Source organism: Chryseobacterium subflavum, assembly GCF_055762745.1.
In genome coordinates, this window is record NZ_JBVTMR010000002.1 from 536,750 (window position 1) to 563,229 (window position 26,480).

General features: G+C 37.5%; 22 protein-coding genes. 10 read left to right on the forward strand and 12 right to left on the reverse strand.

Annotation, left to right across the window (positions count from 1 at the left end; translation table 11 throughout):
- Positions 1–72 precede the first annotated feature (72 nt).
- The 3 genes from AC0INN_RS11810 to AC0INN_RS11820 all read left to right on the forward strand — a co-directional run bounded on the left by AC0INN_RS11810 (position 73) and on the right by AC0INN_RS11820 (position 3,092).
- Positions 73–1,011 (forward strand): ribose-phosphate pyrophosphokinase, encoded by a 939-nt coding sequence (locus tag AC0INN_RS11810; RefSeq protein ID WP_172282042.1) that lies wholly within the window; start codon positions 73–75, stop codon positions 1,009–1,011.
- A 56-nt stretch (positions 1,012–1,067) separates the two neighbouring features.
- Positions 1,068–1,709, forward strand: a complete 642-nt coding sequence (locus AC0INN_RS11815) for a 50S ribosomal protein L25/general stress protein Ctc (protein ID WP_172282044.1) — start codon at positions 1,068–1,070, stop codon at positions 1,707–1,709.
- Positions 1,710–1,871: 162 nt separating this feature from the next.
- On the forward strand, positions 1,872–3,092 hold the full coding sequence (locus AC0INN_RS11820) for an aminotransferase class V-fold PLP-dependent enzyme (protein ID WP_273650368.1): 1,221 nt from the start codon (positions 1,872–1,874) through the stop codon (positions 3,090–3,092).
- A gap of 53 nt (positions 3,093–3,145) precedes the next feature.
- Here the strand turns inward: AC0INN_RS11820 and AC0INN_RS11825 are convergent, their stop codons facing one another.
- Complete coding sequence (locus tag AC0INN_RS11825) at positions 3,146–3,271, reverse strand: GNAT family acetyltransferase (RefSeq protein ID WP_306613336.1); 126 nt, start codon at positions 3,269–3,271, stop codon at positions 3,146–3,148.
- A 163-nt stretch (positions 3,272–3,434) separates the two neighbouring features.
- Between AC0INN_RS11825 and AC0INN_RS11830 the strand changes: the two genes are divergently transcribed.
- On the forward strand, positions 3,435–4,253 hold the full coding sequence (locus AC0INN_RS11830; RefSeq protein ID WP_273650370.1) for a T9SS type A sorting domain-containing protein: 819 nt from the start codon (positions 3,435–3,437) through the stop codon (positions 4,251–4,253).
- Between the two features lie 97 nt (positions 4,254–4,350).
- Here AC0INN_RS11830 and hemE read toward each other — a convergent pair whose 3' ends face one another.
- Genes hemE through hemA form a run of 4 tightly spaced genes read right to left on the reverse strand, consistent with a single transcriptional unit; the run spans position 4,351 to position 8,306 of the window.
- Positions 4,351–5,376, reverse strand: coding sequence for a uroporphyrinogen decarboxylase (gene hemE / locus AC0INN_RS11835; RefSeq protein WP_172282052.1), 1,026 nt, complete (start codon positions 5,374–5,376; stop codon positions 4,351–4,353).
- A 41-nt stretch (positions 5,377–5,417) separates the two neighbouring features.
- Positions 5,418–6,101, reverse strand: a complete 684-nt coding sequence (locus tag AC0INN_RS11840; protein WP_172282054.1) for a uroporphyrinogen-III synthase — start codon at positions 6,099–6,101, stop codon at positions 5,418–5,420.
- Between the two features lie 35 nt (positions 6,102–6,136).
- Positions 6,137–7,045 carry a hydroxymethylbilane synthase gene (hemC, locus tag AC0INN_RS11845; RefSeq protein ID WP_306613347.1) on the reverse strand — a complete coding sequence of 303 codons (909 nt, stop codon included), beginning with the start codon at positions 7,043–7,045 and terminating at the stop codon, positions 6,137–6,139.
- The gene (gene hemA, locus AC0INN_RS11850; protein WP_306613349.1) at positions 7,032–8,306 is read right to left on the reverse strand and encodes a glutamyl-tRNA reductase; all 1,275 of its coding nucleotides are present in this window, start codon (positions 8,304–8,306) and stop codon (positions 7,032–7,034) included. The genes hemC and hemA overlap by 14 nt, the downstream gene beginning before the upstream one ends.
- Positions 8,307–8,546: 240 nt before the next feature.
- On the opposite strand from hemA, the gene AC0INN_RS11855 reads away from it, so the two are divergent.
- The 6 genes from AC0INN_RS11855 (at position 8,547) to AC0INN_RS11880 (ending at position 14,874) form a co-directional block, all read left to right on the forward strand.
- The gene (locus AC0INN_RS11855; RefSeq protein WP_034680746.1) at positions 8,547–9,572 is read left to right on the forward strand and encodes a rod shape-determining protein; all 1,026 of its coding nucleotides are present in this window, start codon (positions 8,547–8,549) and stop codon (positions 9,570–9,572) included.
- A gap of 26 nt (positions 9,573–9,598) precedes the next feature.
- Positions 9,599–10,453 carry a rod shape-determining protein MreC gene (gene mreC, locus AC0INN_RS11860; protein ID WP_306613354.1) on the forward strand — a complete coding sequence of 285 codons (855 nt, stop codon included), beginning with the start codon at positions 9,599–9,601 and terminating at the stop codon, positions 10,451–10,453.
- Positions 10,446–10,952 carry a rod shape-determining protein MreD gene (locus AC0INN_RS11865; RefSeq protein ID WP_172282059.1) on the forward strand — a complete coding sequence of 169 codons (507 nt, stop codon included), beginning with the start codon at positions 10,446–10,448 and terminating at the stop codon, positions 10,950–10,952. The genes mreC and AC0INN_RS11865 overlap by 8 nt, the downstream gene beginning before the upstream one ends.
- Complete coding sequence (locus AC0INN_RS11870) at positions 10,949–12,979, forward strand: peptidoglycan D,D-transpeptidase FtsI family protein (protein ID WP_172282060.1); 2,031 nt, start codon at positions 10,949–10,951, stop codon at positions 12,977–12,979. The genes AC0INN_RS11865 and AC0INN_RS11870 overlap by 4 nt, the downstream gene beginning before the upstream one ends.
- The gene (gene rodA / locus AC0INN_RS11875; protein ID WP_172282061.1) at positions 12,976–14,205 is read left to right on the forward strand and encodes a rod shape-determining protein RodA; all 1,230 of its coding nucleotides are present in this window, start codon (positions 12,976–12,978) and stop codon (positions 14,203–14,205) included. The genes AC0INN_RS11870 and rodA overlap by 4 nt, the downstream gene beginning before the upstream one ends.
- A 93-nt stretch (positions 14,206–14,298) precedes the next feature.
- Complete coding sequence (locus AC0INN_RS11880; protein ID WP_306613357.1) at positions 14,299–14,874, forward strand: pentapeptide repeat-containing protein; 576 nt, start codon at positions 14,299–14,301, stop codon at positions 14,872–14,874.
- A gap of 112 nt (positions 14,875–14,986) precedes the next feature.
- On the opposite strand, the gene AC0INN_RS11885 is transcribed toward AC0INN_RS11880, so the two are convergent.
- The 7 genes from AC0INN_RS11885 to AC0INN_RS11915 form a co-directional block, all read right to left on the reverse strand.
- On the reverse strand, positions 14,987–15,697 hold the full coding sequence (locus AC0INN_RS11885) for a C40 family peptidase (RefSeq protein WP_172282063.1): 711 nt from the start codon (positions 15,695–15,697) through the stop codon (positions 14,987–14,989).
- A 303-nt stretch (positions 15,698–16,000) separates the two neighbouring features.
- A complete protein-coding gene (locus AC0INN_RS11890; RefSeq protein WP_306613360.1) occupies positions 16,001–17,107 on the reverse strand; it encodes an efflux RND transporter periplasmic adaptor subunit in 1,107 nt (368 codons plus the stop codon).
- Positions 17,108–17,137: 30 nt separating this feature from the next.
- Positions 17,138–20,407 carry an efflux RND transporter permease subunit gene (locus tag AC0INN_RS11895; protein WP_306613362.1) on the reverse strand — a complete coding sequence of 1,090 codons (3,270 nt, stop codon included), beginning with the start codon at positions 20,405–20,407 and terminating at the stop codon, positions 17,138–17,140.
- Between the two features lie 32 nt (positions 20,408–20,439).
- Positions 20,440–21,831, reverse strand: coding sequence for a TolC family protein (locus tag AC0INN_RS11900; protein ID WP_273650379.1), 1,392 nt, complete (start codon positions 21,829–21,831; stop codon positions 20,440–20,442).
- A gap of 99 nt (positions 21,832–21,930) precedes the next feature.
- Complete coding sequence (locus AC0INN_RS11905; protein WP_273650380.1) at positions 21,931–23,283, reverse strand: sensor histidine kinase; 1,353 nt, start codon at positions 23,281–23,283, stop codon at positions 21,931–21,933.
- A complete protein-coding gene (locus tag AC0INN_RS11910; RefSeq protein WP_172282069.1) occupies positions 23,280–23,972 on the reverse strand; it encodes a response regulator transcription factor in 693 nt (230 codons plus the stop codon). Before AC0INN_RS11910 ends, AC0INN_RS11905 begins: the two co-directional genes overlap by 4 nt.
- Before the next feature lie 163 nt (positions 23,973–24,135).
- Positions 24,136–26,331: a glutamine synthetase III family protein gene (locus tag AC0INN_RS11915; protein WP_273650381.1), complete on the reverse strand. Its 2,196-nt coding sequence runs from the start codon at positions 26,329–26,331 to the stop codon at positions 24,136–24,138.
- Positions 26,332–26,480: the final 149 nt, after the last annotated feature.

The window sequence follows — 26,480 nt, forward strand, 5'->3', positions numbered from 1 at the left end:
ACAAAAACTTAGAAACCACAAGACTAATTCTTGTGGTTTTTTTTTAAATTTGCAAAATCTTAAAAAGTAAAAATGGCCGATCAGTTAAGTTATCTATTTAGTACAAGGACAAGTAAGGACTTGGCAGAAAAAATTGCTCAGCATTATGGGCAGGGATTAGGAAAAATAAACTTCCAGGAGTTTAGTGACGGGGAATTCGAACCTGTTTTAGACGAATCAGTAAGAGGAGGTAGGGTTTTCCTGATTGGATCTACATTCCCTCCCGCGGATAATCTATTAGAGCTTCTTCTAATGATTGACGCTGCAAAAAGGGCTTCTGCGAAAAGTATTACTGTTGTACTTCCTTATTTCGGACTTGCAAGACAGGATAGAAAAGATAAGCCAAGAGCTCCTATAGGTGCTAAGTTGGCTGCTAATCTTTTAACTGCTGCGGGAGCGACCAGAATTATGACCATGGATCTGCATGCGGATCAGATTCAGGGATTCTTTGAAATTCCTGTGGATCACTTGTATGCGTCAACTATTTTTGTAGATTATATCAGAGACCTGAATCTGGATAATCTTACCATCGCTTCACCGGATATGGGTGGGGCAAAAAGAGCTAAAAACTATGCCGGACACCTGGGTGCTGAAGTAGTAATTGCTTACAAAGAGAGAAAGAAAGCTAATGTTGTAGAGGAAATGTTCCTTATCGGGGATGTAGATGGTAAAAACGTTATTCTTATTGATGACATGATTGATACAGCAGGAACGCTTTGCAAAGCTGCTGATATCTTAATAGAGAAAGGAGCAAAAACAGTTAGAGCAATGGCTACTCATGGAGTGCTTTCAGGAAAGGCTTATGAGAATATTGAGAACTCTAAATTGCTGGAAGTTATTGTAACTGACTCAATTCCTGTTAAAAATAATTTGTCATCTAAAATAAAAGTGCTATCTTGCGCCCCATTATTTGCAGATGTTATGAAGATGGTTCATGAGCACCAGTCAATCAGTAGTAAATTTGTTATCTAATTGATTTACTGAAGTTTGCAAATTGTATTTTAAAACAAAATTTTAAATTTTTATAAATGAAATCTATTACAATTCAAGGTACAAAAAGAGAAAGCGTGGGCAAAAAGTCTACAAAAGCTTTACGTGATGCTGAATTAGTTCCTTGTGTTGTTTATGGAGGGACAGAACCATTGAACTTCTCTGCAGAAGAGAAATCTTTCAAAGGTTTAGTATATACTCCTGAAGCACACACGGTATCTATTGAAGTTGACGGACAAACAATTCCAGCAGTTCTTCAGGATATTCAGTTCCACCCAATTACAGACAAAATTCTTCATGCTGACTTCTATCAATTATCTGCTGATAAGCCGGTTATTATGGAAGTTCCGGTAAGAGTTACTGGTCGTTCTAAAGGTGTTGTTGCTGGGGGTGTTCTACGTCAGTCATTCAGAAAGCTAAAAGTAAAAGCGATCCCTGCAAACTTGCCGGATGAGATCGTTATTGATATTACTTCACTTAAGATTGGTAACAAACTATATGTTGGTGCTATCAAAACTGAAGGATATTCTTTCATGCACCCTGACAATGCAGTTGTTGTAGCTGTTAAGATGTCTAGAAATGCAATGAAGGGAGGTGCAGCAGCACAAGATGATGAGGATGAAGAAGAGGTTGTAGCTGAAGGAGCTGCTCCAGCAGCTGAGGAAACTGCAGCTGAATAAGAATTGCTTAATAACAATGATATAAAAACCTGTCAATTTTTTGGCAGGTTTTTTATTTTAGATTGCATCTATAATGCTATTCTTTCTTTAGCCTTTCAAAAAAAAAGATGTAAATTTGAAGTGTTCTAAATAAGAACATAATAATTGTAAAATTTATAATAAATGTTTGACATTCAAGAAATAAGAAGTCAGTTTCCTATATTAGATCAGGAGGTCAACGGTAAGCCTCTGGTTTATCTGGATAATGCAGCGACATCACAAAAACCAAACTCCGTTTTAGAGGTTTGGAACCAATACTATACAGAAATTAATGCAAATGTACACAGAGGGATTCATACTTTAAGTCAGCTTGCTACTGAAGAAATGGAGCTTTCGCGAAGAAAGATCCAGAAATTTATTAATGCAAAGCATGATTTTGAGGTGATCTTTACAAAGGGAACAACGGAAGGGTTAAACCTCATCGCTTATATTCTTACCGGAAAGCTGAAAAAAGATGATGAGATCATTATTTCATATTTAGAACATCATTCTAATATTGTTCCATGGCAGTTGCTATGTGAAAGAACAGGTGCAAAGCTTCGTGTGATTCCGATTGATGACAATGGTATTTTACAGCTTGATTATTTGGATCAGTATCTAAGCGAGAAAACTAAAGTTGTTGCCGTAAACCAGGTTTCAAATGCATTGGGGGTTGTAAATCCTATTGAAGAGATTATCTCAAGGACCAGGAGGAATTCCGATGCTTATATCGTTATTGATGGTGCGCAGTCTGCTCCTCATTTCAGAATTGATGTGCAGGCAATGGATTGTGATTTCTTTGTATTTTCAGGGCATAAAATGTACGCTCCAATGGGAACCGGAATCCTGTATGGGAAAGAACATATTTTAGATTCTTTGCCACCGTTTCATGGAGGAGGGGAAATGATTGCCACATGCTCATTCGATGGAACGACCTATGCCGGGTTGCCATTTAAGTATGAAGCAGGAACGCCAAATGTCGGAGGTAATATAGCATTAGGAGCGGCAGTAGATTTTATTGAAAAAGTAGGACACGAAAATCTTCAGAGACATGAGAATGCTTTGTTGGAATATGCTCAAAGACAGCTTTTAGAGATTGAAGGTCTTAAAGTCTATGGAGAAAAGGCCAGAAGAACGGGCGTTGTTTCCTTTAATTTAGAAGGAGTAGGAATATCTTCCGATGTAGGAATGATTCTGGATAAGATGGGTGTAGCTGTAAGGACAGGGCATCACTGCACGCAACCTATAATGGATTTCTTTAATATTGCAGGAACTGTAAGAGCAAGTTTTGCCGTGTATAATACTTTTCAGGAAATTGATCTTCTTGTAGAGGGAGTAAAAAAGGCCAAGAGAATGTTAAGTTAATCGAAATAAAAAAATAAAAAAGCAGTTGTAAAACTGCTTTTTTTATAGGTTTATTATTCCCAAGGAACGCAGTAACATCTTCCTTGTATAATAACCTGGTAATATCCGTAGGCGCATTCCAGGCATATTTCGCCGCCGGCATATATAGCCTTCATTGTTTCTTTGTTTAATTTTTTCATGTTATTTGATTTTTAAAGTGTTAGAAGTTAAATATAATCATAAATTCAAGTAAAACTCTTATGTTTTTTTGTGTTTAATTTTCATAAAAAATAATTATTGTATTAAATTTTACAATTATAATGATATTAATTATTAAATTTAATATAATAAATAAGATGCGTTATGAAAAAATATTTATTTTCTTTTATTTTGGTGTGTGGAATATACAATGCCCAAGTGTTCTCTGAAAATTTTGATGGAAATGTTTTACCATCCGGATGGACGACAAATAATCCCGATACTTCTTTTAATTGGGACGTAGGATCTGAAAATGGCTTCGCTACATTTCCCTCAGGTGCAGCTTTTTTTGATGATGATAATGCAGGACCCTCAAGCATAAACTCCAATGCCAGGCTTGTATCTCCTGTTATTAACCTATCGGCGGTTCAGAACCCTAAACTCTCATTTAAGTATGCTAACATGATTTATGATGATGATTCAACGTTAAAAGTCGAGGTTTTTAACGGAACATCATGGGTACAGGTATTTACTTTTTCGGGGGATGCTGGTCAGTGGGATCTTGATTTTAATACATTTTTATATGTTGTTACAACCTATGAGCAAGCTACGGATATTGATCTTACGCCTTATGCCAATGCTAATTTTCAAATGAGATTTGTATATGACGATGCAGGGGATTATTCTTACGGTGTTGTCGTAGATGATGTTGCCATTACTTCCGGAGCATTAGGTACTTCTGAGGTTTCATTTTCAGATAAGATGCAGGTATACCCTAATCCTGTGAAAGATTTTGTACATATTCAGTCTGGAAACTTAAGATTTGACTCTAAAATCACCGTGCTGGATTTAGCAGGCCGACAAGTTAAGAGCTTTACAGGATTGGCAGACGGATATAATCTTTCTGATTTGCCGAAAGGCAGCTATCTGATTCTGATAGATAATAAAAAGGAAATTATCAGTAAAAAAATTATAAAAGAATAATCTCTGAAATAGCCTCCTAAGCAGGGGCTTTTTGTAATAACAAATCCCTTTCGATAATTATTGAAAGGGATTTATTTTATATTTGGTTGTGAAACTATTAAGGCTTCCAGTCTACAACAGCTCTGATAAAGGCTTCTGCGTTCTCCAGTGGAATGTTTGGCAGAATTCCGTGACCTAAATTAGCAATATAGCGATCCTTTCCAAATCGATGAATCATCTCGTTTACCATCTTTTTTATGGTTTCAGGGGTTGAATGCAATCGGGCCGGATCAAAGTTCCCTTGAAGGGTCATTGTATGATTGGTTAAAGTTCTTGCAAACTCAGGTTTTATTGTCCAATCTACTCCAAGAGCTGAGGCCTTGGACATTGTCATTTCTTCCAGGGCAAACCAGCATCCTTTTCCAAATACAACCACGTGGGTCAATGGGCTTAAAGCTTCCACGATCTGATTGATGTATTGCCATGAAAATTCCTGATAATCATCTGGAGAGAGCATTCCTCCCCAGGAATCGAAAATCTGCACTGCAGATACTCCTTTTTCTACTTTTCTCTTTAAATAGGCAATGGTAGTATCTGTAATTTTTTGAAGAAGCAAATGGGCTGCTTCCGGTTGCTGAAAACAGAATGATTTGGCAATATCAAAAGCTTTACTTCCTTTTCCTTCCACACAATAGCAAAGGATAGTCCATGGAGATCCTGCAAAACCGATCAACGGGATTTCGTTATCTAATTTTAATAAGGTTAATTCTATGGCATCAAAAACGTATCCTAAAGTATCATTCACATCAGGAACCACAACATTCTGAACCTGCTCCATTGTTCTGATGGGAGTGTCTAGCCATGGGCCTACTGATTCCTTCATTTTAAAGTCGATTCCCATTGCTTGTGGCACTACTAAAATGTCAGAAAACAAAATAGCAGCATCCAGCGGATATCTACGGATCGGCTGTACGGTAATTTCAGAAGCGAGTTCAGGAGTTTGACATCTTGTAAAGAAATCATATTTATCTCTTAATGCAATGAATTCCGGCAGGTATCTTCCGGCCTGTCTCATCATCCACACAGGAGGTCTTTCTACGGTCTCTCCGCGAAGGGCTTTTAAATATAGGTCGTTCTTAATCATAATTTATTTAAATCTGCAGTAAAATTGATAGCGCAAATTTGCTACAGGTTGTTCTTACTTTCTCTTCTGATCATTTCTAAAATGGAAACCAGAGTATTACCTTCTGAAGTGAAAATTTTTTCCCGGGTATACTTTTTTATTTCATTGGAGGTTGTTTCTCCAATAGAAAACAGCTTCGTATGATCTAATGAATTTCGCTTTGCAAAACTACGAACTCCACTTGGACTGAAAAAGACTATGCCATAATATTTTTCAGATATTAACGGATTGATCTCTTCGGTATTATAAACCGTTATCTTTCTGTACTTGATATTTTGTAATGGCAGTTCATTGTCCAGAACATCAATGGCCAGGTTTCCACAAAAATGCAGGAATTGTTCATGTGGACAATGTCCAATGATAAATTCCGAAAGTGCTTCTGCGTTTTTCAGAACCTTAAAGGTGCCAAACCCATATTTTCGGAGGATTCTTTTTGTTTTTTCCCCGACGCAATAAATCTTGTTGTAATTTTTTGTCGTAAAATCCTCATTGGGTCTGAACTGATTTTCGAAAAAAGAAGTCACTCCGTTGGCACTTGTGAAAATAAGTGAGTAATTTTTTAAATCGAATGGTTTAACACGAATCGGAGTTGTTTTAATTACCTCAATACAATCAACCCCAATGTCATCTCCTAATTCTTTGGATAAAACAGAGGGGTCTATATTTTTGGTAAATAAGATTTTCATTTGAGATAAAATTGAGTGCCGGCAAAAGCCTGAATTTATATCTGGCTCTTTATTTCGGCCATTAATTCCTTGCCTCCGTTTTCGAGTACTATTTTTGCATATTTTTCTCCGAAATTTTCACTGTCATTATATGTGAAATTTTCGTCCGTCGCGATGCAGTTTTTTCCGTCTAGTGAGCAAAGTGCTGCTTTAAAGCGGATCTGGTCATCAAATATTTCAGCAAAGGCTCCGATGGGTGCAGTACATCCTCCTTCAAGGGTACTAAGGAAATTTCTTTCAATCTCAACGCAGATTTGTGTGGGTTTATGATTAATCTGACGTACTATTTCATTGATTTCTTTTTTATCCGAATGTCCGGCAACTGCGATAACTCCCTGAGAAGGCGCTGGGATCATTAAAGGAAGCATCTCGTAATCAATGTCCATTTTCATTCTTTTGATGCCTGCTAAAGATAATATAGTGGCATCAAAATCCTGTTCTTCCAATTTTTGAAGGCGTGTCTGTATATTTCCACGAATATCGGAGAAAGTTGCTTCCGGATAATATTTCAGCCAAAACGCTCTTCTTCTCAAGCTGCTTGTTGCTAACTTAAGTTCATGAAACTCTTTATTTTTTGCTGATTCTTTTCTTATTAAAACATCCTGCGGATAATCTCTTTCCAGATATGCGATAAGTTCTGTATGTTGGGGAAGTTTTGTAGGGACATCTTTCAGAGAGTGTACAGCAATATCTATTTCATCATTTAATAATGCGGTATCCAGATCTCTGGTAAAAACGCCTGTAATCCCTAAAGCGTAAAGAGGTTGATTAAGATTTTTATCACCCGAAGAAAGGATGGGCATGATCTCAGTCGTGTAATTATTATTTTGCAGATACCTTGCGACCTCTCTCGCCTGCCAAAGAGCAAGTGCTGAATTTCTTGTTCCTATTCTAATGCTTTTCATTGAATTCGTTGTTTGGTTGTTCAACTAATATTTCGTGCATTAATTTACTAATTTCTTCGGCTTTTAAAGGGTTATCTATGATGTATTTTGCAAAACGGCTGGTAATTTTCTGAATCATCTTTTCAGAAAGTGCCATATCGTCTACATTGATGTATTTATTTTTTCTGTAGAACTGATGCATTTCATTACGCTCCATATTTTTCAGGACCGCTTTGAAATGATGAATGTTGGGAGCGAGTTTTCTTTTTTTCTCCCACTCTATGAAGTCTTTAGACATTTCCTTGATGATCTGTTCTGCTTTTGGAATTTCTTTTTCTCTTTGCTGGATTGTTTCCTGAATTTGTTTTGATAATTCATCCACATCGATCAAGGTTACATTTTTATTATCCGTAACATTTTTTTCAACATTGTGGGGAATGGAAAGATCAATGACCAAAGTTTCCTTTCCGTTTGGAAAATGTGAAGCGTTTACAATAGGATGTTTTGCTCCTGTTGCCACAATCAGAATGTCTGTATCTTTCAGTTCTTTATCGAAGTCTGCATAATCAACGTGGGGAATGGTATATTTCTGAGAAATCTTTTCAGCTTTCTCCTGGGTTCTGTTGGTGATTTTTATTTTAGGCTGATAAACGTGCTTTACCAGATTTTCAACCGTATTTTGTCCGATTTCACCCACTCCTAAAAGCAGAATATTTTTCTCGGTAATCCTTTTTTGATTATTCAGAATGTAATGAACAGCAGCATAAGAAACTGAAGCGGCTCCATTGGATATCCCGGTTTCATTTTTAATTCTTTTTGAAATCTGGATCGCCGAGTTGATCGCTCTTTCCAAATAAGGATTAGAGTTCTTTCTTTCTTTTTTAAAACGGCTGTATGCTTTTTTGATCTGCCCGATAATCTCAAAATCCCCGATGATCTGGCTTTCAAGACCTGCGGCAACCCTGAACAAATGAGTTAAAGCCTCCTCCTTGGTAAGGATATTGGCAAACTGCAAGAAATCAGTAATGTTAACCCCGATCGTTTTACAGTATTCTTCAGCAACCAAAAGATAGTTGGAAGTAGTGGTATATATTTCGGTCCTGTTGCAGGTAGAAACCACAAAGGCATCCCCTAAATTTTCATCGTGAATACGGGTAACGAAATTTTTTATGTTTTCATCAAAAAACGCAAATTTCCCTCGTGTTTCTCCATCTGCCTTTTCGTAGCTTATGGAAAGAACGGCGAAATTTGAAGTTTGATTTGTATGAGTGTTTTGTAACATATCCGGGGGCAAATTTACGCTTTTTTTAATTAAACACTTTCTGAAATTGTGTATGATAATTATCGTGAAAAACTATAAATCCGTTACTGTTCTGAGTTTGGATTGATATTATAAGAAATTAAATTGACCGTTAAAGAATTATTTCAAATTTTAATAAAATTTTAACCAAATTATATGCTTGCCAAATTTTATTGGTAGTGTTTAATTTATATCTTTGTAAACTTAAATCAGAAGAAAAATATGAGTTTATTCGATATGTTTACGCAAGAAATTGCGATAGACTTGGGAACCGCTAACACACTTATCATCCATAATAATAAAATTGTTATAGACCAGCCCTCAATTGTTGCAATTGAGCGATCTACTGGAAGGCCGATAGCTGTTGGTGAACAGGCTAAACATATGCAGGGGAAAACCCATGAAGACATCAAAACAATTCGTCCTTTGAAAGATGGGGTTATTGCGGATTTTCATGCTTCTGAACATATGATCAAGGAGTTTATTAAAAAAATTCCTGGTATAAAAGGTAAATTCATTCAGCCTGCTTTAAGAATTGTAATCTGTATCCCTTCCGGAATTACGGAAGTGGAAAAAAGAGCGGTAAGAGACTCTGCACAAAAAGTAAATGCTAAGGAGGTAAGACTGATTTATGAACCAATGGCGGCTGCAATAGGAGTAGGAATTGATGTTCAAAAACCGGAAGGTAATATGATCATTGATATAGGTGGAGGGACAACTGAAATTGCAGTAGTTGCTTTAGGAGGTATTGTTTGTGACAAGTCTGTGAAAATTGCAGGGGATGTATTCACGAATGATATCGCTTATTTTCTGAGAACACATCACAACCTTTATATTGGTGAAAGAACAGCCGAGAGAGTGAAAATTGAAGTAGGATCTGCTGTTGAAGATCTGGATGTGGATATTGAAGATATTCCGGTACAAGGTAGAGACCTTATCACAGGTAAACCAAAAGAAATCATGGTTGGGTATAAAGAGATTGCCCGCGCATTGGATAAGTCTATCATCAGAATTGAAGATGCCGTAATGGAAACTCTTTCTTTAACACCACCTGAACTGGCAGCTGATATTTATAAAACAGGTATTTATCTTGCAGGAGGAGGTGCATTGTTGAGAGGTCTTGCAGACAGATTACATAAAAAAACAGGTCTTCCTGTTTTTGTAGCTGAAGATCCGTTAAGAGCGGTTGTTCGCGGAACCGGGATTGCACTTAAGAATATGGATAAATTCAATTTCTTAATTAAATAATTTTAACTTTTACGAACACTATCTGAATGGGATTTTTGCTGAGATTATTTTCGAAGAACTCTCTTTTTGTCTTCTTTATTTTCTTGCAAATTATTGCTCTGGTCCTTATATTTTCTAAAAATGCCATGCAAAAATCCTGGATTGCTGGTCAGTCCGCAGCGTTAAATTCCTGGGTTTCCGGTTATATTGATGAAGGGGTTTCTTATTTGAAGCTTAAGCAAATCAATGAAGATCTTGTTGCTCAGAATAAAGCTTTAATGATTGAACTGTATGGAAAGGATGGCGCCAAAAAGCCGGTCTTCAGAAAAGTTCACGATACTTTAGGAGGTGGCCAGATCTACACATTTGTGGATGGCGAAATTGTTTTCAACAGTATTAACAGGAGAAATAATTATTTTACAATTAACCGTGGCCGCAGAGATGGGGTATTTCCTCAGATGGGAGTTATGGCTCCGAAGGGAATTGCAGGGATCGTTATAAATTCAACAGATAGTTATGCTTTGGTTCAGTCGGTTTTAAGTGTTAACCGTATCAGGATCAATGCTTCGTTAAAGAAATCTGGGTATTTTGGAACCTTAACATGGAACGGGGATAATTCTAGGGTAATGCATTTAGCAGATATTCCGAAATATGTAGCCCTGAAGATTGGAGATACGATTGTTACCGATGGAAAATCAGCGATTTTTCCCAAAGGGGTAATGATTGGTACTGTGGCAGGATACTCAGTAGATAACAAAACCGGTTTCTGGGATATTTCAGTAGAACTCAGTGAGAAAATGGGTTCCCTGAATAAAGTGTATGTGGTAAAAAGCCTGAAGAAAGCTGAGGTTCAAAAAATCCAGGATACATTACAGGCAGTAATAAAAAAGGAAAATGATTAGCAGAACACTTTTTACGGATATATTAATCATGATCTTTCTTGTTGCATTACAGATTTTTGTATTGAACAGGATCACTTTGTTCGGGAAGTATACTCCCGTGCTATATCCTGTATTTGTCATGTTTTATCCCTTTTTCAGAAATAAATTTCAATTTTTGGCATTGAGTTTTTTAATAGGACTTTCTATTGATGCTTTCTTATATTCATGGGGAATTAATGCACTGGCTACAACACTTATTGCGTATTTCAGAACATTGATCTTCAGGACGTCCACTGATACGTCCACCGACTTCTTTTCTTTTCAATCTCTGCAATGGGGGCAGTTCTTACTATTTCTATTTTCAAGTATTTTCCTGCACCAGCTTTTAGTACAGTATATTGAGTTCTTTAAGTTCAGCAGATTTTTTGAAATATTGTTTAATGTGTTGGTAACAAGTGTAATTTCCTTTATATTTATAGTTGTTTACGCATTAATCTTTAAAATCAAACAAAAAGTTTGAACACACGTTATTTAAAAATCTTTGCCGTTGTTGCTGTTATTGCCCTTATTTTTGTGGCAAGGCTTGCATATTTGCAGTTGTTTACGGACAGGTATGCGCTAAACGCGGCTAATACATCTATCAAAATAGAATATGTGATCCCGCAAAGGGGTGTTATTTTTGACCGGAATGGAAAAATCATGGTAGGTAACCAGCCGGCTTATGAGATCTCTTTCACACAGGCTTTAATGAAACCTGATTTTGATACTTTGGGATTTTGTAATTTAATGAAGATAAGCAAATCCGACTTCATTAATAAAATCAATACAATCAAGAAAGAAAAATATTATTCTAAGCTGACTCCGATGACTTTTATCAAAGATCTGAGCAGAGAAGATATTGCGAGGGTTCAGGAAATCATTTTTAAATATCCTGCATTCAGTATCGTTTCCAGACCTCAGCGTCAATATGAGGTCTCCACTTCCGGAAATCTATTAGGATATACAAGTGAGGTTAATGAAAGAGATATAAAAAAGGATTCGCTTTATTACCTGCCGGGAGATTTCATTGGAAAAACAGGAGTTGAAAAATCATACGAAAAAGAACTTCGTGGGGTAAAAGGGATGAAATACATCCAGAAGGATATCAGACTTCGAAACATTGGTTCATACAAAAACGGAGCATTAGATAAGGATGTAATTACAGGAAAAGATATTACTCTGACCATTGATTATGATCTTCAGAGAATGGCGGAGGAAATGATGGTGAATAAACATGGTGCCATCGTTGCCTTAGATCCTAATAACGGGGAGGTTTTAGTGTCGGCGACAGGTCCGGATATTGATCCTAATCTTTTCACAGGGCCTATGAAATCCAAAAATTTATACGCTTTATCTAAAGATACGATCTACGAAAATAAGCCAACATTTGACAGGTCTCTGCAGGCAGGGTATCCTCCTGGTTCCACTTTTAAACTACTTACGGCATTATCTGCTATGCAAATGGGAGTAATGGATGAAAACACGATTTTCCCTTGTGGGGGCGGATTCAATTACAGAGGATTACGAATCAAGGGGCACGGTGGAGCGGAACCTTTAATTCCTTCCATACAGGTTTCAAGTAACTGTTATTTTTCTTATGCATTTTTAGCGATTGTTAATAAATATCCGGGAAATCCATCTAAAGGTGTTGACGAGTGGAAAGCTATTATGAGCAGCTTTGGGGTTGGAGAATTTTTAAACAATGATTTTGCCGTTGGTGCAAGAGGAAGAATTCCTTCGGGAGCATTTTATGAAAAAAGAATGGCATCCATCCTTAAAGCAAGTGGTTCTAAAAAAGACAGTAAAAACTGGGATCCTTTGGCTACAGGTGCTGTTTTCAACGGAATGGGACAGGGGGACGTGATGGTTACTCCTTTGCAGCTTGCCAATTACGTGGCAGCTATTGCCAATAGGGGATGGTATTATACTCCGCATATTGTAAAATCAATTGACGGAAAGCCTAATCCGGATCCGAGATTTAAGAAAAAGCATAAAACTCTGGTGGACCCTAAACACTTTGAACCTGTTCTTAAAGGAATGGAAGCAGTGGTATTAAGAGGTACGGCAAGAGGATTGAAATCAAATGATTTTACTCAGCTGGCCAAGACAGGGACTGCTCAGGTTCCTCAGGGTAAAGATAATTCCATATTTGTTTTGATTGCACCGGCGGATAAGCCAAAAATTGTAGTGGTTGCTGTAATGGAGCATGCAGGATTCGGTGCTACATGGGCAGGACCAGCAAGTACGGTGATCGCGGAGAAATATATTACAGGAGATCTGAAAAGAGAAAATCTTTACAAAAAGATGACATCTGCCAGCTTTATGCCTGAATATAAAAGACAGTGGATCGTCGATTTAAAACGTAAAGGTTTATACAAAGATCCGAAACAGGATTCTGTAAAACAAAAAAAAATACAGGACAGCCTGGATTTTATAAAGAAACAGAAAGAAAAATTACAGAAACAGATAGACGCAGAAACTCAAACTAAAAAAGATAAAAAGCAATGAAATGGACAGAAGGATTAGATAAATTAGGCCTTGGTCTATATTTCCTGCTTTGCATTTTTGCGATAGCAAACATCTACAGTGTGGAACCGGCAAGTGGGACCAGACAAGCAGTTTGGTTTGGAATATCTGTTTTTGTAGGACTCATTATCTTTTTCACCCGTACCAAGTTCTTTGAGAATATGGCCGGAATTATCTATATTATTGGAGTCCTATTACTGATCGGATTGTTTCCCTTTGGAAAAGAGGTCCTTGGGCAAAAGAACTGGTATAAATTCGGACCTTTGAGTTTGCAGCCGGTAGAGTTTGCAAAACTGGGAACGGCATTGATGCTGGCTAATTATGTCTCGGGTCCCGATTTTAATTTAAGTAATAGAAAATCTTTATTGACCTCTCTGGCGATCGTGGGAATTCCTGCAGTTGTTGTACTGGCAATTCCGGATGTTGGCTCACTGCTTGTTTTTGTAGCATTTTTCATTGCATTGTATAGAGAAGGATTAAGTGGATTATTATTCGGGATAGGGTTTCTTTTTGCTGCTGTTTTTCTCGTTTCTCTTGCGGTGAATCCTATTTATGTTGTGATTGCTATCCTGGTCATTGCAGGAATTTTAATTGCAATGAACTATTATAAAATGTCCTGGAATGTCATATCCATTTCAAGTATTGCAGGCTCTATTATTCTGTTGTGCGGATTGGCATTTGCAACACCTTATATTTTAGAGAAATTACCGAAACACCAAAGGGAGAGGATAGAGGTTCTTTATAAAGGAGAAAAGGCATTCAGGGATACTTCAGGATATAACCTTCTTTATTCAAAAACAGCAATTGGCTCTGGCGGACTTTTAGGAAAAGGATATCGTGAGGGATCAGTAACCCAGGGCAAATTTGTACCTGAACAGAGTACGGATTATATTTTCTGTACCGTTGGTGAAGAATGGGGATTTGTAGGAAGTGCGGGACTTGTTTTGTGCTACTTATTGTATATTGGAAGGATCTATTACCTTGCAGAGAAGCAAAAGTCTATTTTTAACAGGGTTTTTGGCTACTGTTTTGCTTCCATCCTGTTAATGCACTTTTCGATCAATTTAGGGATGGTTATGGGACTTTTTCCAACCGTTGGGATCCCGTTACCTTATTTTAGTTATGGAGGAAGTTCTTTGCTGGCCTTCTCTACTATGACCTTCATCTTTTTTAAGCTCAACTATTCGGATAAAAACAGTCTGGTATAGAAGCGGTCGTTATAGGTTAGCTACAAAAGGCTTTCTAAAAACTCATCGTTATTATTAAAACTTATTACAAAAATTTCTTTTAAACATCCTGGTATGAAAGAAGCATATGTTATTGATCAGGTTTTTGAAAATGGGGACTTTTCCCAATTTCAAAAAGGCGAATATGAAAATTGTATATTCCGGAACTGCCATCTTGAGTATATGGACCTTTCTTTTTTCAGTTTTAATGATTGTGAATTTATCGGATGTAATCTGAGTATGACAAAGCTTGTTTCAACAGCATTTCGGGAAGTGTTGTTTAAAGAATGTAAGATGTTCGGGCTTCACTTTGATGAATGTAATGAGTTTGGAATGTCGTTCAGATTTGAAGGGTGTTCTTTAAATAATTCTGTTTTTTATAAAACATCGATCAAGAAAACTTTGTTTAAAAACTCAAAATTGACGGAAGTTGATTTTGCAGAGGCAGACTTATCGAATTCCGTATTTAATAATTGTGATCTTTCCGGGGCAATCTTCGAAAATTCCAACCTTGAAAAGGCTGATTTCAGAACATCTTTCAATTATACTATAGATCCTGCTTCCAACAGGCTGAAAAAGGCTAAATTTTCACTTTCGGAAGTGCATGGGCTACTTTATCGCCTGGACATAGAAATTGATCGAAATAGCTAGCCTTTTGGCGTTGAAAGAAGTATGTCATTAAATAGAACCCAATTGAAGACAGATAAAACAGAAAGCCATCAAATATTTGATGGCTTTCATTATTTAAATCAATTATTTAAAATTAAAAACTTGTTGCTGTTGATGCTGTAGTTGCAGCTAAGTTATTATAAGCATCTCCCTCTTCATTAATCACTCTCTTTGCAAATCTGAATTTCGGTCCCCAATATGAATCATTAAGTGACGAAATCATAACTCCTTTAGAAGTAGCTGCATGAATAAATTTAATCTCCCCATCCTCAGAAACACTTTCTACAATACCAACGTGAGAGATTCTTCTACCGTGAGAAAAGAAAATCAAATCTCCTTTCTGTAGGTTTTCTTTTTCAACTCTCTCTCCTTCCTGAGATTGAGAAGCTGCAACTCTTGGTAAACTAAGACCTGCTGCTGCTCCGAATACAGAAAGAACAAAAGCTGAACAATCTATACCATTTCTTGTTGTTCCTCCATATCTGTAAGGAGTTCCTAGGTACGTTTCAGCTTCGGTTAGGATATTGTCGATCGTTTTATTGTGTTTGATTGCTTTGGCAATCTCAGAATTTCTTAAAGTATTTTTTGCATTAGATAAAACGGCTGCCTTCTCAGAGATAAAAGAATTGATTAATTGCTTCTTATCCTGTTCCATTTTTCTGGTATCTATAGAAGCTAGTTTGGCATCTGTTTTGTATTCTTTAGTGTAAGTTGCTGGTTTTGAAACTACGTAGTTTGTAACACAAGATTGTAATGACATCGTAGAAACGAAAGCAGCTAAATAAAACAAAACTCTTTTCTTCATATATATTTGATTATCCGTGTTAAATAAGGAATATTTATTTCTAAAAGCATTACAAAAGTAGAGATTCCAACCAAAAGAGCTTCGATATGATTAATGTCAGGTTCTTACTTTAACACATTTTAACATATTATTTACGTATGTTAAAGAAAAACAAACCGCAACATCCCATTTTTGGTGATACTGCGGTTTTTTTTATTAAGATTCTTTAACAAAGTAAAATCTCATTCCTTTAATAATGGGTTAATTTTTACTTTTTGTAGAAAAACGAATAAAAAATATCTTTTAACATCTAGTTAAGATTAATTATTTTGTGAGCTTTACTTTTATATTCTGTCCGTCGCGGATTTCTTCCGTTGCTGATTTGATAATCACATCGTTAGGGCTTACTTCACCAATAATGGTTGTCGTATCACTATTTGAAATTCCGGCAGTAACAGGAACCCAACGGGCAATGTCTTTTTCAACTCTGATAACGAAAACACCTAATGTGGAGTTTAATACTGCTGAAGTAGGAACAGATAGGGCTTTATTGTTATCACTTAACGGAAGAATTACATTGGCAACCATTCCCGGCAATAATTTTTTATCATTATTGTAAACATCCATTTCCACGGATTGAGAGCGAAGCCTGTTATCCAATGCTCCTGCAAATCTGGATACTTTGGCGGTAAAGGTTTCTCCCGGGATAGATTGTACAGAGAATTTTATCTCTCCATTCTTATTTAAGCTTCCTGTGTAAGATTCTGGAACATTTACTACCAAACGAAGTTTGTTTTGCTGAACAAGACTGAAAAGGGGAAGCTCGGATCCTTTCCCGGAAGGTCCCACATAGGCTCCGGCACTTACGTTTCTGGTTGCTATATTCCCACTGAATGGAGCCCTGATCTGCAGGTAGTTTTTAACATCCATCACTTCTCGATAAGAGGATTTTGCGGCCTCAAGCTGTGCTATGTCAGATCTTTGTGCAGCAAGTGCCTGTTCCAGATCAAGTGCGGATATGGTTCCCGGTGTTTTACTGGTTTCTTTCAAACGATCATATTTCGCTTTACTGGCTATATATATTGCTTCTTTAGATTTTAATGCTGATGCTGCAGCATTTTGCTGCGCATTCAATTCCGGAGCTTCCAGTGTGGCCAGCAACTGTCCTGCTACAACCTCATTTCCTACATCTACATACAGTTTTTTAACAAAACTGCTTATTTTAGCATATACGTCTACTTTCTGGAAAGGCTGAAGTTCCCCGGGAATAGTGGTGGATGAAGCGAAATCTCCCTGCTTAGGATTGATAGCTTCTATTTCAGGTGCTGATGGTGTTGCGGTCTTTTTTACTTCCGCTTTGTTTTGTTCACAGCTTTGCAAGCTGAATAATAGAACAACTGCCGGAATGAAATATTGATATAAACGGTTCATATTTAAATTTTTAATAGCCATTTGGTTATTTTATTTTAAAAGTTCTGGTATAAAGTGGATACTTTCTTCATCCTCAGGGTCAAGTGATACGCTTTGGGTAGAAGTTTTTCCCTGTCCCCATGCAAAAGCCAACGGAAGAATAAACAATGCTGCAAATGTAGAAGCAATTAATCCTCCGATTACTGCACGTCCTAACGGAGAGACCTGATCTCCGGCTTCTCCTAATCCAAGTGCCATAGGAACCATTCCTACGACCATTGCTAAGGCGGTCATTACAATAGGTCTGATCCTTAGTGCCGCAGCTTCTCTTGCTGATAGTAAAGCATCTCCATTATGTTTTCTCAATTGCTCTGCATTCGTTATCAATAGCACGGCATTGGAAATAGATACCCCTACGGACATGATAATTCCCATATAGGATTGAAGATTAAGCGTTGAACCCGCAACAATAAGCAATGCAAGAGAGCCTAATAATACCGCAGGGACAGTTACCAATACGACTCCGGATACTTTAAACGACTGGAAATTGGCAGCAAGCATCAGAAAGATTACGAGAATGGCAATGATCAGACTGCTTTGTAAACTGCTCAGGGTATCGTTGAGAGTCTGGCTTAGACCAATTAATCCGACATTCAGCCCTCTCGGTAATTCTCCAAGGTTGTTAATCACCTTCTGAACATCTTTTGATGCTTTTCCTAAATCGGTGTGATTTAAATTGGCCGTTACTGTAAGCATTGGCATTGCACCGAGGTTATCTGTTTCCCCATACGTGTAGCTGTCTTTTATAGTTGCCACATCCCCTAAATTAGGTCTGTTAGAGTTTTTCAGCAAAGGGATTCCTGCAATCTGAGCTTTGCTATTCATTTTATTTTCAGGGATCTGTACCTGTACATTATAGCTATATCCTGCTTTTTCGTCAGTCCAGATGTTTTTTTCGGTGTATCGGGATGAAGAGGTAGAAGCAACCAATGAACGTGAAATGTCGGTCATGTCTACTCCCAGTTGGGCTGCCCTGATCCTGTCTACGTTGATGTCAATCGAAGGGTATTTAATCGATTGCCCGATTTGGACATCTCTTAAGTAGGGTATTTTTTTAAGTTCCTCTGCTATTTTTTTAGCATAAGTTTCGTTAAGCTCTTTGCTTCTGCCTGATAATCTTACTTCAATCGGAGTTGGAGATCCCTGGCTTAATATTTTTTCTGTTAATTCTATGGGCTCAAAGGAAAGCTTCATATCCGGATTGATGCTTTTAGCCTTTTCTCTGATTTTATCTTTAAGATCATCCAGGTTTGCATGGAAGCCTTCATGTAATCCCACTTGTAATACTGTTTCATGTGATCCTGCCATCCAAAGATATATCGGGCTTACAGAAAAAAGATTAGGATGGGTTCCAACATAAGCTGAGGTAATAGAAATGTTATCTTTTCCTACAATATCCTTAATGCCGTCGAGCAGCTTCAGTGTTTGAAGTTCTGTAGTTTCAATCCTCGTTCCATCAGGGATACGCATCCTTACCTGAAACTGGGAACCATTTACCTGAGGTAGCACGTCTCTTCCTATGCTGTTGAGAAAGAGAGCGACCAGTCCCATCGTTACCAGAATATAAGCCGAGACAATAATTTTCCTAAAGGGCATAATCCGGTCAAGAAATTTAAGGTACCGGAATCTCACTTTTTCAAATAGGCTTACTTTACCATCCCTGTTGCTATCGATGTTTTGCAGGAGTATTTCTTTCTGGCTCCAGGTGTCTGCTTCATCACTTAGTCCCGCAGCATCAAGTTCTTCTGCTTCGGTCATGGTATGGCCGTCTTTCGCTTTGTGGTGCTTTACTTTCATAATCCAGTTGGCCATTACAGGAACAAAAGTTTGTGCAAGGAAATAAGAAATGATCATACTGAATCCTATTGCCAAAGCCAAAGGCAGAAACAGGGAGCCTGGAATTCCTTCCATTGTAAAAGCCGGGGCAAAAACAGCAAGAATACAGAACAAGATCAAGAGTTTTGGAAAAGCAATTTCCTTACAGGCATCCCAGATAGCTAAGGCTTTTGGTTTTCCCATATCGAGATGCTGATGTATATTCTCTATGGTAACGGTACTTTCATCAACGAGGATTCCGATAGCCAGCGCAAGCCCACTTAGGGTCATAATATTAATGGTCTGCCCGAAGAGATTAAGAAACAGTACCGCTGAAATAATGGAAATAGGAATAGTAAGAATTACAATGATAGCACCCCGTATATCTCCAAGGAATAAAATAACCATGAGTCCTGTCAGCAGGGCACCTATTGTTCCTTCACTCATCAAGCTTTTAACGGAATTGATAACATATGTCGATTGGTCAAATTCAAAGCTTACCTTAACATCGTCGGGAAGATTAGACTGGATCTGGGGAAGTTGTTTCTTAAGATTTTGGACGACATCCCAGGTTGAGGCGTCAGCACTTTTGGCAATACTCAGGTAAACTGAACGGCGTCCATTAACCAATGCGTACCCGGAGGTCATGTCTGCTCCGTCGGTTACCGTTGCTACATCTTTTAAATAAAGGTTTTGTACTCCTCCTTTATATAAAGGAATGTTTCCAAAATCTTTTACGTTTTTGATCATCGTATTGGTTGGAGTAATATAATATTTATCCCCGATGCGTACATTCCCTGAAGGTGCAGTCTGGTTATTAAGACGTAATGCTTCTACAAGTTGATCAGGAGTTAAATTATGCTGTCGGAGTAAATCCGGGTTGGCATTGATTACCACAGTCCGTATATTTCCTCCAAAAGGGGGAGAAGAAACAATTCCGGGAATGGAAGTAAATGTGGAGCGAACATATACGTTGGCTAAATCAAGAAGCTCATTGTTATTTCTTTTATCACTGCTCAAAACAAGCTGCCCCACGGGAAGGGTAGACGCATCAAAACGGATAATGAACGGAGGGTTGGATCCCGGAGGAAATGCTGCCTGGATCCTTGTGGAAAAAGAGTTGAGCTCAGCAGCGGCCTGGGCCATATTGGTTCCCGGATAAAAATTGATTTTCATCAGTGTCAATCCCTGAATGTTTTTAGTTTCAATACTTTTGATCCCGTTTACGAAAAGGAAAATATTGATGTACTGTTTAGCGAAAAAAGCTTCCATTTGTTGTGGAGTATATCCGCTGAAGGGGTGGGAAACGTAAATAACCGGTAAATCCAGTTTAGGAAAGATGTCGACTTTGATCGAATTGGCGGACCGTATTCCAAAGAAAAACAGTCCGGCTACAATCACCAGAATCGTAATGGGTTTTCTTAATGCAAATCTTATTAAGTTCATTGATCTATTATTGATGTAATTTATATTTAACCTTACAGTTCACTTTCGAAAACTGTAAAATCACCTGTTGCGGCTGCTTTTAATAGTAATGCGTTCCAAACGTTGCTAATAGCGATGTCCCTATCTGTCTCTGCTCTTATCAGTGCGTATATGGCCTGGGATAGGTCAACAATATCTGTGAGGCCGTTTCTGTATAATGCAGATCGCTGGATATAAGCATCATTTGCAGATTTTAATTGAGCCGGAACCTGATCGTACACGGTAAGAGCATTGTTCCATTTATTTTCAGACAAATCAAGCTGTGCCTTGAGCTGCTGTTCTGCAAGATCATATTCATGCTTTAGCCCCTGGCTTGCATATTCCTGCGCGCTGATTTCTTTTGATAATCTGAAGGTCTGGGTGAAATTCCAGGATACTCCCAGTCCGATCAGGTAATTGCTTCTCGTTGGGTGGATTCCGTCCCAATAAGACATAGAATAGTCATTTTGGTTTTGAGCATATCCGTTACCGAATCCTGAGGCGCGTGTTTGTATAATTCCAACCATGGAAAATGATGGATAGTATTGTGTTCTGAGCAATTGTTTTTCTTCTTCACTTACATCGATCCGGCTCTTGTAAAATGCAAGAAGAGGGTGGTCTTTTAGGACCAAGTTTTTTTCTGATGGCAGATCTGTAGGAATTCTTTTGAGAATGGTGCTGTCAAGTCTGAATTCCTGGGACGGAATACCCATTAACTGCGCCAGTTTATTTTCCTGCTCCTGCTCATTGTCTTTTGCCTTTGTGTAAGTGATCATGGCATTGGCATAGTCTGCTTTGGCAAGAGAAAGGTCAACTCCGGGAACGAGCCCGTTTTTTTCTTTAACCTCAACAATTCTCCTAATGGTGTCGGTTCTTCCTAAATTCTTTTCATAGGATAATTTCAGCTTTTTCGCTGCCAGAACATTCAGATAAGCTGCCGCGACTTTTATTTTATGCTGAAATATTTCGTCGGAAAGGTCTCTGGTATCTCTTTGGTTTTTAAATTGAGCCACCTTTATTCTTTGTTTTGCTTTTCCAAATGAAAAGAACTCCCAATTGACATTAGCAAGATACAGGGCTCCGAATGAAGCATTCCAGTTTTGTTCAGGAAGAGGAAGTCCGGAAGAGGCTACTCCGTAACCACCAAATCCATATAAAGGGCCGTTCTGTCCATTTACAGTTCCAAAATCCTGCTGTACACTTAAGTTGAGGTTGGGCAAATACTGCCTTTTGGCTAATTCTACGGATTCCTGCGATGATAAACGGTAGGATTCTTTGGCTTTAATGGTTCCGTAATTGTGAACAGCTGTTTCAAGTGCGGATTGAAGTGTGATGACTTCCTGTGCGCTTACTTTGTTGATTAAAAAAATCGTAGAGACGGATAGAATAAAAGCTCTTAAAAGCATCGAGTATATTTTTTTCTTTATTCAAAGTAAAAAACACATTTTGAAGCAAATTTGAAGTTCTGTATAAATTAATCAAACAACCGTTTTTATGGATTGATTTTATTCAGCAAAATTAAGTGATGTCTTTATGTTTTCAATCTCTTGGGCAGGGGTGGAATAGGAAGTTGGAGTAAATAAAGAGTGGTTTTCTGTTGAATCAAAATACACCGTAATACAATGCCAGCCGTCACTAAAGTCGTAATGAACAGGGAATGTATTGACCTCGCAAATTTGTTTTACGATTGAAAGGCCCAAACCAATACTCTCTGTGGATTGATTGCTTTTCTTGAATCTTTTAAAAAGTTCCTGGGTGGGAATATCAGGAGGCAATCCTGTATTGCTGATCCTGAAGAATTTATGGGTCAGTGAAATTTCTATATTTCCATTTTTCACATTGTGCCGGATTGCATTGGATAAAAGATTGTTCAAAAGAATTTCTGCTAGTGCGGGATGGATTTTTATGTATACATCTTTTTCACAGTGCCTGTTCAGGGTGATGTTTTTTAATGCAATATGATCTGAATAAGCGTGGATGGTTTCTTTTTCCACCCGGCAGAATTTTAATTTCTCATGCGTGAGGAATTCCTGATTGTTAAGTTTTGTAAGCAGGATCAACGAGCGGTTGATTCTGGTAAGTTTATCTATGGAGTTTTGGATGTCGGTCAATAATGCCGCCTGTTTTGCATTGATTTCTGTTTCAGCTAAAAGCTCAACTTTGCTCTGTATGATTGCCAGAGGGGTTTGTACTTCATGAGACGCATTTTCACTGAATTCTTTAACGGAGGTGTAATCTTCAATGGCTTTATCGGTCATGAGCCTGAGAAACTCATTAAGTTTTTTAAATTCATTTGTGCTTGTTGAGAGTAACTGAAGAGGTTCCCGCTTCTGAATATTAAAATGATGAATATTATCTATAGCGTGATGGAAAGGCTTAAGTATATACCGGGATAATATTCTTGCGGTAATGAATACTATAGCTGTGATGAGTAATACTTTTAACAGTAATGCAGTGAGCATACCTTTCATGATCTGTTCTGTAGAAGTGATATAGCTATAAGAAGAGATCTTGTATGTTTTATTTGCGGCTGTGACAAATGTATTGATTTGTATTTTACATTCGTTACGAGAGGGACCATTATTATCCAGGCAGGTGTGGATAATTTCAGGGTTGGTAGGAATAATACCACTTCCTGTATAGGGTTTGATAGAAATGGGTAATCCCTGAGATGTTTTTTCAGGTGTTTCTCCTCTTTTTAGTTGGGCGGCTACATAATTATTTACTGATCTAAGTCGCTCTATTTCAACATTGTCCAATCTTTTTTTAATATTGGAATAAGAAATGTACATGCTAAGAGGAGTAACCAATAGTACAATGGCAATGAACCAGATCGATATTTTATTTAGTAAATTCATGAGCCGTTATATTTTGACGCATTAAACTTATAGCCCAGACCATAGATCGTTTCTACATAATCGTTACCCTGTGCAATTGCTATTTTCTTTCTGAGGTTTTTAACGTGCTGATAAACGAAGTCAAAGTTAGCTAAATTATCGGTATGATCTCCCCAAAGATGGTTAGCGATGGATTGTTTGGACAGGACCCTGTTTTTATTAACCAAAAAATAAAGCAATAGCTCAAATTCTTTCTGCGTGACATCTAATCTATTTTCATGGATGAAAACCTCAAAGGTATCGGTATTCAATAATATTTCATTAAAACGGACATCATTGTAACCATCCATTTTTTTCCTGCGATATACTGCTCTAAGTCTTGCGTGTAATTCAGGTAAATGAAACGGTTTTGTAATATAATCGTCGGCACCCTTTTCAAGGCCTTTGATTTTATCGTCCAATGCATCTTTAGCTGAAATAATTAATATGCCGCTGTTGATTTTTTCACTTTTAATATGATTGAGGAGGTTTAGCCCATTTCCATCCGGGAGCATAATATCGAGTAACAAACAATCATAAGTATTGAAGCTCAGGCGTTCCAAAGCTTCATTATAATTATAGGCACATTCGCAGATGTAGTGCTCTTCTTCCAGATAATACGTCATGCTGTGGGCCAGTTCTTTATTATCTTCAATGATCAGGATTTTCATAGAACAGCAAAGTTAAATCTAAATTTTATATCAATTTTGAAGTTGTGTAAAATATTGTTTGCTAAGTGTTTAGTTTGTTTTATTTTCAGGAATAAAATAAAGGAAATACAATAAAAAAACTCCCCAAAAAGGGGAGTTTAACTAATATGGACTTTACAAAATGTTATTTTGTAAATAACATTTCTCTGTATTTTGTCATCGGCCAAAGCTCGTCGTCCACCATCATTTCAAGATTATCAGATGCATCTCTGATTACATCGAAAAGAGGTTTCACTTTGTTGCAATAATCTTCTGCCTGCTTTTGGCTGTCTGATACTGCTTTTGCTGCTTCTCTGGCTTTGATAAGATCTTCAACTCCTAATTTTATTACAGAAACATTTTCAGAAATATTAGTGATCAGGCTCATTTGTTCTTTTGCCAACGTTTTGAATTCTTTATCTCCGAAAATTTCTTTAAGACCTTTTACGTTTTCAATTAGTCTGTTCTGGTAATTTAATGCAGAAGGAATAATGTGGTTTCTTGCGATATCACTTAGAACTCTTGCTTCAATATCAATAACGGTAGAGTATTTTTCAAGTTTGATCTCATTTCTTGCTTCTACTTCTCTATGAGTAAACACTCCTATTTCTTCATAAAGAGCTAAGAACTTCTTATCCATTTCCTGCTTCAAAGCTTCCGGAGTGGTTTTTAAGTTGTTTAACCCTCTTTTCTTAGCTTCTTTTGCCCAGTCATCAGAATATCCGTCACCTTCAAACATGATATTTTTACATTGTTTGATGTATTCTCTTAATACGTTGAATATCGCTTCGTCTTTCTTTAATCCTCCTTCAATTAAAGCGTCAACTTCTTTTTTGAAATCATTTAACTGCTTTGCAGCGATCGTATTCATTACGGTCATAGATTCTGCACAGTTTGCAGAAGAACCTACAGCTCTGATCTCAAATTTATTTCCTGTAAATGCAAATGGTGAAGTTCTGTTTCTATCGGTATTGTCCAATAGGATTTCAGGAATTTTCCCAACAACATTTAATTTTAATTCTGTTTTTTCTTCAGGGGATAATTTACCGCTGGTTACTTTTTCCAATTCCTCCAATACTCTGAATAGCTGACTTCCGATAAATACGGAAATAATTGCAGGTGGAGCTTCATTAGCCCCTAATCTGTGGTCATTACTTGCAGAAGCGATACTTGCTCTTAAAAGATCTGCATATTCATGAACAGCTTTAATGGTATTAACAAAGAATGTTAAGAATTGCAGATTTTTCTTAGGGTTTTTCCCTGGGCTTAGTAGGTTTTCACCTGTATCTGTAGCCAATGACCAGTTATTGTGTTTTCCACTTCCGTTTACTCCGGCAAATGGTTTCTCGTGGAATAAAATATGAAAATGGTGTTTATGAGCCACTCTTGCCATAATATCCATCAATAAAGAATTGTGGTCTACAGCAACGTTTACTTCTTCAAACATCGGAGCCAGCTCGAATTGATTAGGAGCTACTTCGTTGTGTCTAGTTGTTACAGGAATTCCCAATTTCATACACTCTATTTCCAACTCTTTCATGAAGTTCATTACTCTTGTCGGAATAGACCCGAAATAGTGGTCATCCAGCTGTTGTCCTTTTGCCGGTGAGTGTCCAAGTAAAGTTTTACCTGTCAATACAAGATCGGGACGCGATTGATACAATGCCGAATCCACTAAGAAATATTCCTGTTCCCATCCTAAAGTAGGAGTTACTTTTGTTACATTTTTGTCAAAATACTGCATTACGTTAGTTGCAGCTTCGTCTACAGCATTCAGAGCTCTTAGAAGAGGAGCTTTATAATCCAGTGTTTCTCCCGTATAAGAAATAAAGATCGAAGGAATACAAAGTGTAGTTCCCATGATGAAAGCCGGTGATGTAGGATCCCAGGCTGTGTAACCTCTTGCTTCGAAAGTATTTCTGATTCCTCCGTTCGGGAAAGAAGAAGCATCCGGCTCTTGTTGGATAAGCAGGTTTCCGCTGAATCTTTCAATGGCTCTTCCCCCTTCGATTGGAGTGAAGAATGAATCGTGCTTTTCAGCAGTTGATCCTGTTAAAGGTTGAAACCAGTGTGTGTAGTGTGTTGCCCCTTTGCTCATTGCCCAGTCTTTCATAGCTACCGCTACCTGATCTGCAATGTGTCGTTGAATTTTAGTTCCTTTTTTAATAGCATCCATAATAGATGTGAATGCTTCTTTCGTCAAATACTCTCTCATGGTTTCTTCTGAGAAAACATTTTGACAGAATAATTCAGACAATTTTGCAGGAACTTCAATGGAGTTATCCTTTCTGAAGTCCTTGAATGGTAATGTTTCTAACGCTTTGAATCTTAAAGTTGACATAATAGGGTTAATTTTTACAGGGCAAATTTACAAAAAAAATGAATTGAAAATGTTTTAACCCTTATTTTTTTAGGGGGTGTTTGTAAAATTTATAAAAATTAACAGAAAAATAGGTGTCTTGAATGGAAGGATTTCAAATAGGAAGGGAA

Bases quoted from the DNA above. Each gene is read 5' to 3' on its own strand.
- AC0INN_RS11810 (WP_172282042.1), top strand. From the start codon at position 73: ATGGCCGATCAGTTAAGTTATCTATTTAGTACAAGGACAAGTAAGGAC.
- AC0INN_RS11815 (WP_172282044.1), top strand. From the start codon at position 1,068: ATGAAATCTATTACAATTCAAGGTACAAAAAGAGAAAGCGTGGGCAAA.
- AC0INN_RS11820 (WP_273650368.1), top strand. From the start codon at position 1,872: ATGTTTGACATTCAAGAAATAAGAAGTCAGTTTCCTATATTAGATCAG.
- AC0INN_RS11825 (WP_306613336.1), bottom strand. From the start codon at position 3,271: ATGAAAAAATTAAACAAAGAAACAATGAAGGCTATATATGCCGGCGGC.
- AC0INN_RS11830 (WP_273650370.1), top strand. From the start codon at position 3,435: ATGAAAAAATATTTATTTTCTTTTATTTTGGTGTGTGGAATATACAAT.
- hemE (WP_172282052.1), bottom strand. From the start codon at position 5,376: ATGATTAAGAACGACCTATATTTAAAAGCCCTTCGCGGAGAGACCGTA.
- AC0INN_RS11840 (WP_172282054.1), bottom strand. From the start codon at position 6,101: ATGAAAATCTTATTTACCAAAAATATAGACCCCTCTGTTTTATCCAAA.
- hemC (WP_306613347.1), bottom strand. From the start codon at position 7,045: ATGAAAAGCATTAGAATAGGAACAAGAAATTCAGCACTTGCTCTTTGG.
- hemA (WP_306613349.1), bottom strand. From the start codon at position 8,306: ATGTTACAAAACACTCATACAAATCAAACTTCAAATTTCGCCGTTCTT.
- AC0INN_RS11855 (WP_034680746.1), top strand. From the start codon at position 8,547: ATGAGTTTATTCGATATGTTTACGCAAGAAATTGCGATAGACTTGGGA.
- mreC (WP_306613354.1), top strand. From the start codon at position 9,599: ATGGGATTTTTGCTGAGATTATTTTCGAAGAACTCTCTTTTTGTCTTC.
- AC0INN_RS11865 (WP_172282059.1), top strand. From the start codon at position 10,446: ATGATTAGCAGAACACTTTTTACGGATATATTAATCATGATCTTTCTT.
- rodA (WP_172282061.1), top strand. From the start codon at position 12,976: ATGAAATGGACAGAAGGATTAGATAAATTAGGCCTTGGTCTATATTTC.
- AC0INN_RS11880 (WP_306613357.1), top strand. From the start codon at position 14,299: ATGAAAGAAGCATATGTTATTGATCAGGTTTTTGAAAATGGGGACTTT.
- AC0INN_RS11885 (WP_172282063.1), bottom strand. From the start codon at position 15,697: ATGAAGAAAAGAGTTTTGTTTTATTTAGCTGCTTTCGTTTCTACGATG.
- AC0INN_RS11890 (WP_306613360.1), bottom strand. From the start codon at position 17,107: ATGAACCGTTTATATCAATATTTCATTCCGGCAGTTGTTCTATTATTC.
- AC0INN_RS11895 (WP_306613362.1), bottom strand. From the start codon at position 20,407: ATGAACTTAATAAGATTTGCATTAAGAAAACCCATTACGATTCTGGTG.
- AC0INN_RS11900 (WP_273650379.1), bottom strand. From the start codon at position 21,831: ATGCTTTTAAGAGCTTTTATTCTATCCGTCTCTACGATTTTTTTAATC.
- AC0INN_RS11905 (WP_273650380.1), bottom strand. From the start codon at position 23,283: ATGAATTTACTAAATAAAATATCGATCTGGTTCATTGCCATTGTACTA.
- AC0INN_RS11910 (WP_172282069.1), bottom strand. From the start codon at position 23,972: ATGAAAATCCTGATCATTGAAGATAATAAAGAACTGGCCCACAGCATG.
- AC0INN_RS11915 (WP_273650381.1), bottom strand. From the start codon at position 26,331: ATGTCAACTTTAAGATTCAAAGCGTTAGAAACATTACCATTCAAGGAC.